The organism is Stenotrophomonas capsici (genome assembly GCF_034961085.1).
Taxonomy (GTDB): domain Bacteria; phylum Pseudomonadota; class Gammaproteobacteria; order Xanthomonadales; family Xanthomonadaceae; genus Stenotrophomonas; species Stenotrophomonas capsici.
Genome location: NZ_JAYFUH010000128.1, coordinates 58245 through 73347, shown reverse-complemented (window position 1 = coordinate 73347; position 15103 = coordinate 58245). Strand labels below are relative to the sequence as shown.

At 65.8% G+C, this 15103-nt stretch carries 16 protein-coding genes; 13 read left to right on the top strand and 3 right to left on the bottom strand.

Going from position 1 to position 15103, the window contains the following annotated elements:
• From VA603_RS10005 to VA603_RS09990, 4 genes are all read left to right on the top strand, one after another.
• Positions 1-478: 2-oxo acid dehydrogenase subunit E2 (locus VA603_RS10005; protein ID WP_323438713.1), on the top strand; the 478-nt coding region annotated here is incomplete at its 5' end.
• Entirely contained in the window at positions 475-1134 is a 660-nt protein-coding gene (locus tag VA603_RS10000) for a hypothetical protein (RefSeq protein WP_323438712.1), read from the top strand. The genes VA603_RS10005 and VA603_RS10000, both read left to right, overlap by 4 nt.
• A gap of 17 nt (positions 1135-1151) precedes the next feature.
• Positions 1152-3287 (top strand): dihydrolipoyl dehydrogenase, encoded by a 2136-nt coding sequence (gene lpdA, locus VA603_RS09995; RefSeq protein ID WP_323438711.1) that lies wholly within the window; start codon positions 1152-1154, stop codon positions 3285-3287.
• Between the two features lie 76 nt (positions 3288-3363).
• The gene (locus VA603_RS09990) at positions 3364-4071 is read left to right on the top strand and encodes a DUF6624 domain-containing protein (protein ID WP_132865776.1); all 708 of its coding nucleotides are present in this window, start codon (positions 3364-3366) and stop codon (positions 4069-4071) included.
• A 121-nt stretch (positions 4072-4192) separates the two neighbouring features.
• Here VA603_RS09990 and VA603_RS09985 read toward each other — a convergent pair whose 3' ends face one another.
• On the bottom strand, positions 4193-5017 hold the full coding sequence (locus tag VA603_RS09985; RefSeq protein WP_132865775.1) for a hypothetical protein: 825 nt from the start codon (positions 5015-5017) through the stop codon (positions 4193-4195).
• Positions 5018-5458: 441 nt separating this feature from the next.
• Between VA603_RS09985 and VA603_RS09980 the strand changes: the two genes are divergently transcribed.
• From VA603_RS09980 to VA603_RS09940, 9 genes are all read left to right on the top strand, one after another.
• The gene (locus VA603_RS09980; RefSeq protein ID WP_192287756.1) at positions 5459-5824 is read left to right on the top strand and encodes an ATP synthase subunit I; all 366 of its coding nucleotides are present in this window, start codon (positions 5459-5461) and stop codon (positions 5822-5824) included.
• A 24-nt stretch (positions 5825-5848) separates the two neighbouring features.
• Entirely contained in the window at positions 5849-6646 is a 798-nt protein-coding gene (gene atpB, locus VA603_RS09975) for a F0F1 ATP synthase subunit A (protein ID WP_323438710.1), read from the top strand.
• Positions 6647-6719: 73 nt separating this feature from the next.
• Positions 6720-7022 carry a F0F1 ATP synthase subunit C gene (atpE, locus tag VA603_RS09970; RefSeq protein WP_054661978.1) on the top strand — a complete coding sequence of 101 codons (303 nt, stop codon included), beginning with the start codon at positions 6720-6722 and terminating at the stop codon, positions 7020-7022.
• Between the two features lie 115 nt (positions 7023-7137).
• Entirely contained in the window at positions 7138-7608 is a 471-nt protein-coding gene (locus VA603_RS09965; protein WP_132865773.1) for a F0F1 ATP synthase subunit B, read from the top strand.
• A 3-nt stretch (positions 7609-7611) separates the two neighbouring features.
• Positions 7612-8139, top strand: coding sequence for a F0F1 ATP synthase subunit delta (locus VA603_RS09960; RefSeq protein ID WP_323438709.1), 528 nt, complete (start codon positions 7612-7614; stop codon positions 8137-8139).
• Between the two features lie 45 nt (positions 8140-8184).
• Positions 8185-9732 carry a F0F1 ATP synthase subunit alpha gene (gene atpA, locus VA603_RS09955; protein ID WP_192287754.1) on the top strand — a complete coding sequence of 516 codons (1548 nt, stop codon included), beginning with the start codon at positions 8185-8187 and terminating at the stop codon, positions 9730-9732.
• Between the two features lie 77 nt (positions 9733-9809).
• Complete coding sequence (atpG, locus tag VA603_RS09950; RefSeq protein ID WP_132865770.1) at positions 9810-10673, top strand: F0F1 ATP synthase subunit gamma; 864 nt, start codon at positions 9810-9812, stop codon at positions 10671-10673.
• A gap of 37 nt (positions 10674-10710) precedes the next feature.
• Entirely contained in the window at positions 10711-12117 is a 1407-nt protein-coding gene (atpD, locus tag VA603_RS09945; protein ID WP_132865769.1) for a F0F1 ATP synthase subunit beta, read from the top strand.
• Between the two features lie 83 nt (positions 12118-12200).
• On the top strand, positions 12201-12623 hold the full coding sequence (locus VA603_RS09940; RefSeq protein WP_132865768.1) for a F0F1 ATP synthase subunit epsilon: 423 nt from the start codon (positions 12201-12203) through the stop codon (positions 12621-12623).
• A 230-nt stretch (positions 12624-12853) separates the two neighbouring features.
• On the opposite strand, the gene VA603_RS09935 is transcribed toward VA603_RS09940, so the two are convergent.
• Both VA603_RS09935 and VA603_RS09930 read right to left on the bottom strand, forming a co-directional pair.
• Positions 12854-13231, bottom strand: a complete 378-nt coding sequence (locus VA603_RS09935; RefSeq protein WP_323438708.1) for a GtrA family protein — start codon at positions 13229-13231, stop codon at positions 12854-12856.
• Positions 13228-15102 carry a hypothetical protein gene (locus VA603_RS09930; RefSeq protein WP_323438707.1) on the bottom strand — a complete coding sequence of 625 codons (1875 nt, stop codon included), beginning with the start codon at positions 15100-15102 and terminating at the stop codon, positions 13228-13230. The genes VA603_RS09935 and VA603_RS09930 overlap by 4 nt, the downstream gene beginning before the upstream one ends.
• Between the last annotated feature and the right edge of the window lies 1 nt (position 15103).

The following is a 15103-nucleotide window of genomic DNA, read 5'->3' as shown; positions in this document are numbered from 1 at the left end:
CAACTGGGCGTACTTCAACGCCTCGCTCGATGCCAGCGGCGAGAACCTCACCCTGAAGAAGTACTTCCACATCGGCTTCGCCGCCGACACGCCGAACGGGCTGGTCGTGCCGGTGATCCGCGACGTGGACAAGAAGGGTGTGGTGCAGATCGCGCAGGAAACCGGCGAGCTGGCGAAGAAGGCACGCGACGGCAAGCTCGGCCCGGCCGACATGAGCGGCGGCTGCTTCTCGATCAGCTCGTTGGGCGGCATCGGCGGCACCGCCTTCACCCCGATCGTCAATGCACCGGAAGTGGCCATCCTGGGCGTGTCCAAGTCCTCGATCCAGCCGGTCTGGAGCGGCAAGGAATTCGCCCCCAAGCTGCTGCTGCCGCTGTCGCTGAGCTACGACCACCGCGTCATCGACGGCGCGCTGGCCGCACGCTTCACCACGTACCTGTCGCAGGTGCTGGCCGACATGCGGCGCGTGCTGCTGTGACATCGGCCGCGCTCAAGCGGGCGCTGTTGATCGCGTTGCTGGGGCTGGCGTCCTCGCCGGCCCTGGCCGCTCGCCAGTGCGAAGCGGTGGTCGGCGAAGGCTGGCCGCCGGCGGTGGGCAACTACGGCCAGGCCGCCGCGCAGCTGCTGGGGGGGCAGGCCGAAGACGGCCTGTCGCTGCTGGTGTTGCCGGCGCGGGGCGTGGAGACCCAGGTGCTGCTGCGGCGCGACGCCGGCAGCAGCCAGTGGCAGGTGCTGGCCGGCCAGGCCGACAAGCGCATCTACAACTGGGACGGCGGCGCCAGCCGTGGCGGGGTGAACCTGCGCCTGGACCAGTCGCCGGAGTTCGCCCAGGCGCCCCTGCCCGACGCACTGGCCCAGCGCCTGGTGGCGGCATGGGCCAGTGCCCTGGCCACGCCCGAAGTGGCTGCGCGTGCACCGGTGACCGATGGCGAGGTGGTGTCCTTCACCATCAACGGTGAGCGTTACAGCGGGTTGCGGCCCGGTTGCGGCCAACTGGCGGAGCTGCTGGAGCAGGCTGCGCTGCTGGTCGAGCTGGCGCACAGCAAGGACAGAAAATACGAGAAGCGCTACGAGGGCATCGAACGCGCGCTCGACAAGATGCATGACCGGTTCTACGGCGAAGACGCCGGCTGAGCCCACAGGAGAAGACAATGGCGACGATTGAAATCAAGGTTCCGGACATTGGTGATTACGACAATGTGCCGGTGATCGAGATCCTGGTGGCCGTGGGCGACACGGTGAAGAAGGACCAGGGCCTGGTGACGCTGGAATCGGACAAGGCCACGCTGGAAGTGCCGTCCACGGCCGCAGGCGTGGTCAAGGAGATCAAGGTCAAGCTCGACGACAAGCTGTCGCAGGGCGACGTGGTGGTGGTGCTGGAAGCCGAAGGCGCAGGCGCCGCCCCGGCGCCGGCCGCCGCGGCTCCGGTTCCGGCGGCAACCCCGGTGCCTGCAGCGCAGCCGGCCGCCGCCGCGCCGGCTGCCGTCAGCGCGCCCGCCGCGACCGGCCCGGTCGAGGTCAAGGTTCCGGACATCGGTGATTACGACAATGTGCCGGTGATCGAGATCCTGGTGGCCGTGGGCGATACGGTGAAGAAGGACCAGGGCCTGGTGACGCTGGAATCGGACAAGGCCACGCTGGAAGTGCCGTCCACTGCCGACGGCGTGGTCAAGGAAATCAAGGTCAAGCTCGACGACAAGCTCTCGCAGGGTGACGTGGTGGTGGTGCTGGAGGCTGCCGGTGCCGCACCCGCAGCGGCCAAGGCCGCCCCGGGCAGCAAGCCGCCGGTGACCCCGTCGCACCGCGCACCGGACCCGGCCGTGGCCGCCAAGGCACTGCCATCGACCGGCCGCGCCGCCGACATCGAATGCCGCATCGTGGTGCTGGGCGCTGGCCCGGGCGGCTACACGGCCGCGTTCCGCGCCGCCGACCTGGGCATGGACACCGTGCTGATCGAGCGCTACGCCAGCCTCGGTGGCGTTTGCCTCAACGTCGGCTGCATCCCGTCCAAGGCCCTGCTGCACGCGGCCGAGATCATCGACCATGCCGCGCATGCCGATGAACTGGGCATCGCGTACGGCGCGCCGAAGATCAGCCTGGACAAGCTGCGCAGCTACAAGGAAAAGGTCGTCGGCCAGCTGACCAAGGGCCTGGCCGGCATGGCCAAGCAGCGCAAGATCCGTACCGTGCAGGGCGTGGCCAGGTTCGTCTCGGCCAACGAGCTGGAAATCACTGCCGACGACGGCAAGACCCAGCTGCTGCGGTTCGAGCAGTGCATCATCGCCGCCGGTTCGCAGGCAGTGAAGCTGCCGAACTTCCCGTGGGACGACAAGCGCGTGATGGATTCCACCGACGCGTTGGAACTGGCTGAAGTGCCGGGTTCGCTGCTGGTCGTCGGCGGCGGCATCATCGGCCTGGAAATGGCCACCGTGTACAGCGCGCTGGGTGCCAAGGTCACCGTGGTCGAGTTCATGGACCAGCTGATGCCGGGCGCCGACAAGGACCTGGTCAAGCCGCTGGCCGACCGCCTGAAGAAGCAGGGCATCGAGGTCCACCTCAAGACCAAGGCCTCGGGCGTGACCGCCGACAAGAAGGGCATCACCGTTACCTTCGAGGCCGCCACCGAGGGCGAGAGGCCGGCGATGGAAAGCGGCACCTTCGATCGCGTGCTGGTGGCCGTCGGCCGCTCGGCCAACGGCAGGAAGATCGATGCCGACAAGGCGGGCGTCGAAGTCACCGACCGCGGCTTCATCCCGGTCGATCGGCAGATGCGCACCAACGTGCCGCACATCTTCGCCATCGGCGACATCGTCGGTAACCCGATGCTGGCCCACAAGGCCACGCACGAAGGCAAGCTGGCGGCCGAAGTGGCCTTCGGCGAGAAGAAGGAGTGGGTGGCGCGGGTGATCCCGTCGGTGGCCTACACCAACCCGGAGATCGCGTGGGTGGGTGTCACCGAGACCGAGGCCAAGGCCAAGGGCCTGAAGGTCGGCGTGGCCAAGTTCCCGTGGGCGGCCAGCGGTCGCGCCATCGGCATCGCGCGTACCGAAGGCTTCACCAAGCTGATCTTCGATGAGGAAACCCATCGCGTCATCGGTGGCGCCATCGTCGGCGTGCACGCCGGTGAGCTGCTGGCCGAGATTGGCCTGGCCATCGAGATGGGTGCCGAGGCCGAGGACATCGGCCACACCATCCACGCCCACCCGACCCTGAGCGAGTCGGTGGCGATGGCCTCGGAGATCTACGACGGCACCATCACCGACCTGTACCTCCCGAAGAAGAAGTAAGCTGCATACGAAGTGATCGTCACGACGCCCCTTCACCGGGGCGTCGTTGTTTCCGGATGTCGCAGGGAGAATGGGAATGTTGCGAGCGGTCGCGGTGATGGCGGTATTGGCATGCGCAGGCAACGCCTGCGCCGAGGAAGAAGACCCGGAGCTGGCGGCGGCATTGCTGAAGTGCCCCGGAGCGGCGGTTTTCGCCAAGGCCGAGGAAGCACGCAAGGCCGAGGACGCGCGCCGATGGGCCGGCATCACGCCCAGTGCGCCACAGCTGCGCGAGCAGCTGCTGGAAATGGCACGCGTCGACCAGGATGCGCGTGACGGCGACTGGTCGCAGGAGATGATCACGAAGATGCTGGCGGTGGACGCGGCCAACCTGCCGCGGATCAAGCGGATCGTCGCCGACCATCACGGCCTGCCGGGCGTGCGTGAAGTGGGCGCCGATGGCATGGCCGCAGCATGGTTGCTGGTGCAGCATGCCGACACCGATGCGGCCTTCCAGCAGCAGGTGCTGGAGGGCCTGGCGCCGAAGGTGGACAGTGGTGAAGTCTCCGCGCGTGAGTACGCGTTGCTGGTTGATCGCGTGCTGGTCAACACCGGCAAGCCGCAGCGCTATGGCAGCCAGCTGGCGGCGATCAGCAGCAGGTGGCAACCCAAGCCGATGGAGGCGCCCGAACAGGTTGATGCGCGTCGTGCCGCGCTGGGCCTGATGCCGCTGGCCGATTACCTCTGCGTCGCCGTGGAGATGTTCCCGGCACCGGCCACCGATGCGGACGGCAAGCTGCTGTAAACAGTGCGGCCGGTAGCTCCGCAGGGGCTTTCCTGCCGAGGCCGCGTGCCGGGCAGGGCTGGGCACCACCACCACCACGCAGCGTGACGTGCCAGGCAACGCCTGGCACGTACGCCGTCGATCAGAACGACAGGCTCACGCCTGCCAGCGGGCCCTTGAACTCCTGCTTCAGGCCGATCACGCCGTCGCTGCCGCGCTTGTCGGCATCCAGCTTGAACCAGTCGTAGCCGGCGAAGATGCCGAAGTTCTGGTTGAAGTTGTACTGCACGATGGCATTGGCGCGGCTGAGGTCGCCCTTGTAGTCGTCGAAGTTGCCCCAGCGCGTGTTGAGGTACTGGCCCTGCAGGTTGATCAGCCAGTGCTCGGAGGGCGTGAACGTCAGGCGCGCGCCGACCACCGGCGCGATGCCGTCGGTCTTCTCGTTGAGGAAGCGACCCTGGTAGAGGTCGCCCAGGTCGGCATAGGCATCGGCGCTGACCTTGGCGTACTCGGCGCCCAGCTGCAGGCCGACGTCGAACTTCTCGCTGTCCACCACCGAGTAGTCATAGACCAGCGTGGCCACCTGGTACTTCAGCTCGCCCTTGACGAAGCTGCCGGCCGGCACCGTGGTGTCGCCGTAGCTCACCGTCTCGCCCAGCGTCTGGCGGCGATCCTTGTCGTACTTGAAGTAGTCGAAGATCAGGCGCTGGCGGTCGCTGATGCGGAACAGGCCATCCACGCGCGGTTCCCACTCCTTGCCGCCCATGCCGAAATCCTCGGACAGGTTGATCGGCTGGCCACCGATCACGGTGCTGCCGCGGATGGTGTTGTCGGTGTCGATGTTCATCGCGCCCAGCCGCAGCGTGAAGCGCGGGTCCTCTTCGGCGGCGTGCACCGGCAATGCATGGAACAGGCCCAGCGCCAGCGCGCAGGGGGCGATCACGGGGAGGAGGTTGAGTTGGCGCATCGCATGCTTTCTCGTGTTGCGGGAAAGCAATGGACTATCGGTGATCGCACGTACCATCGACGTGACCGGAGCGTGCACGCGATGTGCATGCGCGGGCGGAAATCACGGAGCAGGCGAGAGGTGCGGTGAGGTGGTGCCGCAGGGGACGGGCGGCACCACCTCACCCGGTCCGCCGGGGCATTCGACGAGTAATGTCGACGGACACGGACAATCTGACAGGCCGGTTGACAGGAAGTTCCCACTGCTGCAGCGCAATATCGCCCGCCCGCCCGGCCCCGGTGGGCGGGGGAAAAAACCAGCAAATGCGGCAACTTGCATAGTCAAAAGGGCAGGCTGATGGCGGTTGTCTCGCAAAATGTCCCGCTGTTATACTTTCGCGGCTCGATGAGGCGCCCACGCGCGGCTCGGTTCCCTTTATTCACCTGTGCAGGACACTTTGACGTGCTGAACTCCGTTGACGCGGGTCGGCGACTGATGTTGCGCGCCGCGGTCTATCCGCTGGCAGCAGTGGTGGTCCTGGCTCTGGCCTTCCTGTTCATGGGGCCGAAGTACGCACTTGGCGCGCTCGTCTCGGGCGTGACGGTGGTGGCGGGAACCGTTCTGGCGGCGTGGGTTGGGCTCGGTGGCGGCGTTCAGGCTGCCGGTTCAGCAATGATCCGCCTGTTCCTGGGGTTCGCGCTGAAGATCGTGTTGATCGTTGTTGTGCTGGTGCTGGCGTTTGTCTGGTGGCGGCTTCCTCCTTTGGCGCTGCTGGCCGCAATTCCAGTGGCGCTGATGTTCCAGGTTCTGGCTCTGGCCAGGCGTTGATCCATTTATAAAGGTTCCGGACTCATGGCGGGCGAGGCTCTTACCCCTACCACCTACATCCAGCATCACCTGCAGAATCTGACCGCCAAGGTCGGGGACGGCGGCGCGTTCTGGACCATCCACGTCGATACGATCGTCACCGCGGTGCTGATGGGCCTGCTGATGGTCTTCGCCTTCTGGATGGCGACCCGCAAGGCCACGGCCGGCGTGCCGGGCAAGTGGCAGGCCTTCGTTGAAATCTGCCTGGAGTTCGTTGACCGCCAGGCCAAGGACACCTACCACGGCAAGAGCAAGCTGATCACGCCGATCGCGATCACCATCTTCTTCTGGATCCTCTTGATGAACCTGCTCAAGATGATCCCGGCCGATTTCATCGCCACGCCGCTGCATTGGATGGGCATTCCCGAGTGGAAGCCGGTCCCGACCGCCGACGTCAATGCCACCCTTGGCATGTCGATCAGCGTGTTCTTCCTGATGATCTTCTTCGCGCTGAAGTCCAAGGGCATCGGCGGCTTCATCAAGGAATTCCTGACCGCTCCGTTCGGCAAGTGGATGATGCCGTTCAACCTGATCCTCAACATCGTCGAGTGGCTGAGCAAGCCGATTTCCCTGGCGATGCGACTGTTCGGCAACATGTTCGGCGGCGAAATCGTCTTCCTGCTGATCTGGGTGCTGGGCGGCGCCGGTGTGTTCGGTGCTGTTGCCGGTGGCGTGTTCGGCCTTGGCTGGATGCTGTTCCACCTGCTGGTGATCCCGCTGCAGGCCTTCATCTTCATGATGCTGTCGATCGTGTACCTGAGTCTGTCGGAAGACAGCCACTGAGTTACAAGCTTCAACCAGTTCCAACCTTCATCCGTTTCATCACCCTTAGCTACTTAAGTTCCTGGAGAAAACCATGTACTTCGCCGTCCTGACCAATCTCGCCCAAGTTCAGAGCTCCACCGCCCTTGCCGTTGGCATCATGATCGGCCTGGCCGCGCTGGGCGCCGGTCTGGGTCTGGCCATCATGGCTGGTAAGTTCCTGGAGTCGGCCGCTCGCCAGCCGGAACTGATCCCGGTCCTGCAGGTCCGCATGTTCATCACCGCCGGCCTGATCGACGCCGCATTCATCATCTCGGTCGCCGTTGGCCTGCTGCTGGCCTTCGCCAACCCGCTGGCTGCTGCCCTGCTGGCCGAAGCCGCCAAGCTGGCAGGCTGATCCAGCTGCAGTGAGACAGTCCGGTGCCTGTTGAAGGCGCCGGGCTTCGGATGAAGGTTCGGTTGCGCCGCCACGGCGGCGCAGCCACCCCCGACACCAGCGATCGAGCTAATTCATGAATATCAATCTCACCCTCTTTGCACAGGCCCTGGCCTTTGCCGCGCTGATCTGGATCATCGCGACCAAGATCTGGCCGCCGCTGTTGAAGGCCATCGAAGAGCGCCAGCAGAAGATCGCTGAAGGCCTCGCTGCTGCCGACCGCAGCCAGAAAGACCTGGCCCAGGCCGAAGTGAAGGTCAACGAGGCGCTGAAGGAAGCTCGTGGCAAGGCCAACGAGATCATCGACCAGGCGCACGCCCGGGCGAACCAGATCGTTGAAGCCGCCAAGAACGAAGCCATCGCCGAAGCCAACCGCCAGAAAGAACTGGCCCAGGCCGAAATCGACGCTGCCGCCAACCGTGCCCGCGAAGATCTGCGCAAGCAGGTGTCCGCCCTGGCCGTGACCGGCGCAGAAAAGCTGCTCAAGCGCGAAATCGATGCCAACGCCCACAAGGCGCTGCTCGACGAGCTGGCCGCGGAGATCTGATAGATGAGCCAGGCCCTCACGCTTGCCCGCCCGTACGCCCGCGCCGCTTTCGCGATTGCGCGCGAGGAAGGCAAGTTCGCGCCGTGGTCGGACGCGCTTGCGTTCTCCGCCCGCGTTGCCGCCGATCCGCGCGTGTCGGCCCTGCTCTCCAATCCGGAGCTGGGCCGCGGCGACGCCGTCGCCCTGCTGGCCCCGGAAGCGGCGGGTGAAACCTTCGGCCGCTTCCTGAACCTGCTGGCCGAGTCGCACCGCCTGCAGCAGCTGCCGGAAGTCGCCGGCCTGTTCGACCAGATGCGCGCCGAGGCCGAAAACGTGGTCAAGGCCACGGTGACCTCGGCGGCCGAGCTGTCGGCTGACGAGCTGGAAAAGATCAAGGCCGCGCTGCGCAGGCGCTTCGGCCGCGACGTCGAGGTATCGACCGCGGTGGACGCTTCGCTGATCGGCGGCGCCGTGATCGATGCCGGCGATGTGGTCATCGATGGTTCGCTCAAGGGCAAGCTGTCCCGCCTGCAGACCGCGCTCGCACACTGAATTCAATTTAACGTCCGGCTTGATTGCCGGCACTAGGACTTGACGATGGCTACCACGCTCAACCCCTCCGAAATCAGCGAACTGATCAAGAACCGCATCGAGAAGGTCGCCCTGTCCGCGGAATCGCGCAACGAAGGCACCGTCACCTCGGTGTCCGACGGCATCGTGCGCATCTACGGCCTGGCTGACGTGATGCAGGGCGAAATGATCGAACTGCCGAACAACACCTACGCACTGGCGCTGAACCTGGAGCGCGACTCGGTCGGCGCCGTGGTGCTGGGTGACTACGAGCACCTGCGCGAAGGCGACGTGGCCAAGACCACCGGTCGTATCCTGGAAGTGCCGGTGGGTCCGGAAATGCTGGGCCGCGTGGTCAACGCGCTGGGTGAGCCGATCGACGGCAAGGGCCCGCTGGGCACCCACCTGACTGCCCCGGTGGAGCGTGTTGCCCCCGGCGTGATCTGGCGCAAGTCCGTCGACCAGCCGGTGCAGACCGGCTACAAGTCGGTCGACTCGATGATCCCGATCGGCCGTGGCCAGCGCGAGCTGATCATCGGTGACCGCCAGACCGGCAAGACCGCGATGGCCATCGACGCGGTGATCAACCAGAAGGGCACCGGCATCAAGTGCGTGTACGTCGCGATCGGCCAGAAGGCCTCGACCGTGGCCAACATCGTGCGCAAGCTGGAAGAGAACGGCGCGCTGGCCCACACCGTGGTCGTGGCCGCCACCGCTTCGGAATCGGCCGCGATGCAGTACATCAGCGCCTACTCCGGCTGCACCATGGGCGAGTACTTCATGGACCGCGGCGAAGACGCCCTGATCGTGTACGACGACCTGTCCAAGCAGGCCGTTGCCTACCGCCAGATCTCGCTGCTGCTCAAGCGCCCGCCGGGCCGTGAAGCTTACCCGGGTGACGTGTTCTACCTGCACTCCCGCCTGCTCGAGCGCGCAGCCCGCGTGTCGGAGGAGTACGTGGAGAAGTTCACCGAAGGCAAGGTCACCGGCAAGACCGGTTCGCTGACCGCGCTGCCGATCATCGAAACCCAGGCCGGCGACGTGTCCGCCTTCGTTCCGACCAACGTGATCTCGATCACCGACGGCCAGATCTTCCTTGAAACCGACCTGTTCAACGCCGGTATCCGTCCGGCCGTCAACGCCGGTATCTCGGTGTCGCGCGTGGGTGGTTCGGCCCAGACCAAGATCATCAAGAAGCTGTCCGGCGGCATCCGTATCTCGCTGGCCCAGTATCGTGAGCTGGCGGCGTTCGCGCAGTTCGCCTCGGACCTGGACGAAGCGACCCGCAAGCAGCTGGAGCGCGGCCAGCGCGTCACCGAGCTGATGAAGCAGAAGCAGTACCTGCCGATGTCCATCGCCGACCAGGCGCTGTCGATCTACGCCGTCAACGAGGGTTACCTCGACGACGTGCCGGTCAACAAGCTGCTGGCCTTCGAAGCCGGCCTGCACGCGCACTTTGCCAACACCGCCGGCGAGCTGGTCTCCAAGATCAACGCCACCGGTGGCTGGAACGACGAGATCGAGGCGGCCTTCAAGAAGGGCATCTCCGATTTCAAGAGCACCGGCACCTGGTAACAGCGTATGTAGAGCGGAGCCATGCTCCGCTTCACACTGATAAAGCGGGGCTCAGCCCCGCTCTACGGGAATAAGAGATGGCAAGCGGACGCGAAATCAAAACCAAGATCAAGAGCGTGCAGAACACCCGCAAGGTGACGCGCGCGCTCGAAATGGTCTCGGCCTCCAAGATCCGCAAGGCGCAGGATCGGATGAAGACCTCGCGTCCGTACGCGCAGGCGATGAAGCAGGTGATCGGCCACCTGGCCCAGGCCAGCACCGATTTCCAGCACCCGTTCCTGGTTGAGCGCGAGAACGTCAAGCGCGTGGGCTACATCGTGATCTCTTCCGATCGCGGTCTGGCCGGCGGCCTGAACAACAACCTGTTCCGCAAGGCCGTGGCCGAGATGCGCGGCTGGCAGGAAAAGGGCGCCGAGATCGACATGGTGACCGTCGGCCAGAAGGCCAGCGTGTTCTTCCGTCGCGTCAACGTGAACATGGTCGGCAGCGTCACCCACATCGGCGACCAGCCGAAGCTGGAAACGCTGATCGGCGTGATCAAGGTCATGCTCGACGCCTTCACCGAAGGCAAGGTCGACCGCGTGTACCTGGTCTACAACCGTTTCATCAACACGATGACGCAGAAGGCCTCCTTCGACCAGCTGCTGCCGTTGCCGGCCAGCGAAACGCAGGTGGCTTCGCACGACTGGGACTACCTGTACGAACCCGATGCCGCGACCGTGCTCGAGCACGTGATCACGCGTTACATCGAGTCGCTGGTGTACCAGGCCGTGCTGGAGAACGTTGCTTCCGAGCATGCGGCACGCATGGTGGCGATGAAGGCGGCGAGCGACAACGCGAACAAGCTGATCGGAACCCTGCAGCTGGTCTACAACAAGGCCCGCCAGGCAGCGATCACCCAGGAAATCTCCGAAATCGTCGGCGGCGCGGCAGCAGTCTGACGCGCACAGTCAAAGCACACATTTAGAGGATGCAGCAATGAGTCAGGGCAAGATCGTTCAGATCATCGGCGCGGTCGTCGACGTCGAATTCCCGCGCAGCGACGTACCGAAGGTGTACGACGCGCTGAAGGTGGAAAACACCGATATCACGCTGGAAGTCCAGCAGCAGCTGGGTGACGGCATCGTCCGCACCATCGCCCTCGGTTCGACCGATGGCCTGAAGCGTGGCCTGGTCACCGTCAACACCAACCGCGCCATCTCGGTGCCGGTCGGTGCCGGCACCCTGGGCCGCATCATGGACGTGCTGGGTCGCCCGATCGACGAAGCCGGCCCGGTCGCCGCTTCGGACAACTGGGAAATCCACCGCGCCGCCCCGTCGTACGAAGACCAGTCTTCCTCGACCGAGCTGCTGGAAACCGGCATCAAGGTGATCGACCTGATGTGCCCGTTCGCCAAGGGCGGCAAGGTTGGCCTGTTCGGCGGCGCCGGCGTCGGCAAGACCGTCAACATGATGGAGCTGATCAACAACATCGCCAAGGCGCACAGCGGCCTGTCCGTGTTCGCCGGCGTGGGTGAGCGTACCCGTGAGGGCAACGACTTCTACCACGAGATGAAGGACTCCAACGTCCTGGACAAGGTCGCGATGGTGTACGGCCAGATGAACGAGCCGCCGGGTAACCGCCTGCGCGTCGCCCTGACCGGCCTGACCATGGCCGAGTACTTCCGCGACGAGAAGGACGCCAACGGCAAGGGCAAGGACGTGCTGCTGTTCGTCGACAACATCTACCGCTACACGCTGGCCGGTACCGAAGTGTCGGCACTGCTGGGCCGTATGCCGTCGGCCGTGGGTTACCAGCCGACCCTGGCTGAGGAAATGGGCGTCCTGCAGGAGCGCATCACCTCGACCAAGACCGGTTCGATCACCTCGATCCAGGCCGTCTACGTGCCTGCCGATGACTTGACCGACCCGTCGCCGGCAACTACGTTCGCCCACTTGGACTCGACCGTGACCCTGTCGCGTTCGATCGCCTCGCTGGGTATCTACCCGGCCGTGGATCCGCTGGACTCGACCTCGCGCCAGATGGACCCGCAGGTCATCGGCAACGAGCATTACGAAACCGCCCAGCGCGTCCAGCAGACCCTGCAGAAGTACAAGGAACTGAAGGACATCATCGCCATCCTGGGCATGGACGAACTGTCCGAGGAAGACAAGCAGGCCGTGACCCGCGCCCGCAAGATCGAGCGCTTCTTCAGCCAGCCGTTCCACGTGGCCGAAGTGTTCACCGGCTCGCCGGGCAAGTACGTGCCGCTGAAGGACACCATCCGTGGCTTCAAGGCCATCGTGGACGGTGAGTACGACCACCTGCCGGAGCAGGCGTTCTACATGGTCGGCGGCATCGACGAAGCGGTCGAGAAGGCCAAGAAGATGGCTGAAAAGGCCTAATTCCCGCATAGGGCGGAGTTCGCTCCGCCTTCGCGGCATCCTGCGGTGGGCGCAGGCCCACCCAACCAGGCGAAGAGATTTCCATGAGCACCATCCGTTGCGACATCGTCAGTGCCGAGCAGCAGATCTTCAGCGGCGAAGCGACCCTGGTCGTGGCCACCGGTGAGCTGGGCGAGCTGGGCATCGCGCCCAAGCACGCACCGCTGATCACCCGCCTGAAGCCGGGCAAGGTCGTGGTCACCACGGCAGCTGGCGAGCACCTGGATTTCGCCATCTCCGGCGGGATCCTGGAAGTCCAGCCGCAGGTCGTGACCGTGCTGGCCGACACCGCCATCCGCGCCACCGACATCGACGAAGCTGCCGTGCGCAAGGCCAAGGAAGAAGCCGAGCGCGTGCTCGCCAACCGTGGCGAAGCCATGGAGCTGGCCGAAGCACAGCAGCGTCTGGCCGAAGTCACCGCGCAGCTGCAGGCGCTGGAGCGTCTGCGTCGCACCCTCAAGCACTGAGGCTGCGCGCAGCGCATGCAAGAACGCCGGCCCTGGGCCGGCGTTTTTGTTTGGGCGGCTACAAGGCAGGAGGAAGCGTGCCAGCTCCGTGGAAAGCCCCTCTGACGCAGCGACCACCACCTCCCCCGGAGAGCGGATAAGCGGCGAGTGAGGGTTCCGTGCCGTGGTGGACGTGAACCGGTGCGGCAGGGTGGCAGGGGAATGCCGGTGCCATCAGCCGCCGCAGCGCGTCAGCGGTAGACCCAATAGCGGGAGATGAAGAAGCTGGCGACGGCCAGTACCGCTTCCACCACTGGCTTGGCCAGCCAGGCGTACTGCAGGCCGGCGCTGTGCCCGACCAAGCCGACGGCCCAGGTGCTGATGATGGTCAGCACGATCCAGGCAATGATGAAGCGCACCAGGTGCCGGCGGCCCAGCGGCGTGCTGGTGGAGAACGTGATCGTGCCGTTCAACCAGAAGCCGAGCAGGGCGCCGGTGATGCGCCCGCAGACGTTGGCCACCTCCAAGGGGACCCCGAAGTGGCTCAGGACCACGGTGACCGCCCAATCCAGGATCCACTGCAGGAATCCCATCAGCAGGAACAGCCAGCCTTGGCGGGCGAGCGTCATGGCGTGTTTTCCGCGGGGATCGACCACCATTCGACCTGACGGACGGTATCGCGGTGGGTGGCGTGTGCCAACTCCAATGCGGCGCGTTGGGCAGGAGTTACGGTCTCGCTGTGCAGGATCACGTCACTGACCCCTTCGTTCCGCAGTACGGCGAGCCAGGCCTGGCCGCTGGCATCCCCGGCCGCCCCGATGGCTGCCTGTGACAGCGGCGGCGAGTACCAGCTGAGGGTGCGGCCGCGACTGCCAAATTCAGCGTAGAACGCCTGCGCAGGGTCCAGTAGCAGCACGTTGCCTTGCGGCCCGCCGCCATCGCGCATGGCCTTGGCCAGAATGCGTTCCGGTGCGTAGTGCTCCAGCAGCGGCGCGTCGCGCCCCGCGGCTTTCACGGTCTCCTTGATGGCGCCATAGCGCAGCGTCCAGTGAGCGCTTGCCTGGAAGCACAACTGCAGCACGCACAGCCCGATCGCGATCCATGTGGCATGGCGCAGGTTCACCCGGCACATCGCCGTGACCAGCACCGCGGCCAACACCGCCAACCCGGGATAGGCGTAGCGCATGTATTGCAGGGGCAACAGCGGTAGCAGCAGTACCAGCGAGGCGGCGATGGCGGCGGCACGGGTGCCGCGGTTGAACAGCGCCAGCAGCCAGGGACCGAGCAGTGCGACCAGCATGAAGCTGCCGCCACCGGCGAACGCTTCGAGGAATCGGTCGGTATGGAAGCTCATCTGCCACAACAGCAAGGGGCTGAAGCCGCTGTGCCAGCGGTCATCGAAGAAGTTGGTGGGCGCGTAGTACGGCGACTGGAACCAACCGTTGAGCAGCGGCAGCACCGGGTTGCCGGCCAGGACCTGGCCGTGCGCGTAGCTGGCACCGGCGACTGCCAGCCCCAGCAGGAACACCGCGCCGATGCGTGGCAGTGATGGCCACGGATGGCGGATCAGGGCCCAGAGCAACGGCACCACCGCCATCATCGCGGCGGAGGTCTTGATCGCCGCCAGGCCGCCGCACAGCACGGCCAGTACCAGCCAGAAGCGGAAACTGCCATCGCGGGTCCCGGCGACGAGCGCGAACAGCCAGGCTAGCGCGGCGGCGATCGGCAACTCGGTCTGCATGCCACCGGCCAGTGCCGTGGTCAGCGGCTGGCTCAGCGCCACGGCCGCGGCCAGCCAGCGGCCGGCGACGGGTGCATCCAATCGCGCGGCCAGCTGCCAGAGCCCGCTGGCGAGCAACAGCAGCCACAGGGCGTTGACCGGCCCACGCGCCTCCTGGTGTGCGATCAGTTGGGTGACGGCCTGTACCACGTCCGAGGCCCAAGGCGCGAACGCCCACACCTGGTGCTCGGGCGCCGGACTATAGAAGCCCTGTTGCTGCAGCTGCCACGGCAGGCGCAGGTGATAGGCCAGGTCGTCGTACTGCAGGGTGGGCAGCCAGCAACTGGCTGCAGCCAGGCCCATCACGATCACGCAGAACGTGGCCAGCCGTGGCGTCGCGGCAACGGCCGATTGCCAGTGGCTGGCTGCTTCACGCAGCGTGCCGGTTACCTGGGTGCGGCGGATGGCCAGCAGTGCCACGCAGGCCAGCAGATACCCCCAGCCGTTGTGAATGGGCAACGTGAGCAGCCAGCCGAGGGTTCCTGCGATCAGCAGCAGGCCGAGCATGGCCTGCAGGCCGATCGGGCCGCGCGGGAGCAGCAGGCTGCCGGCGGCGATCGCAGCCAGGGCCAGCAAGGCGGTGGCGAACACCGGCAGCGGGCCGGCGAACACGCACAGCAGCACGCCCCACAGGGCCAGGGCCCAGCTTGCCTGCGCACCACGCCACAGCCGGGCCGGAAGCCAGGACAGGCCGGCGACCAGCAGGCCGAGCACCAGCAAT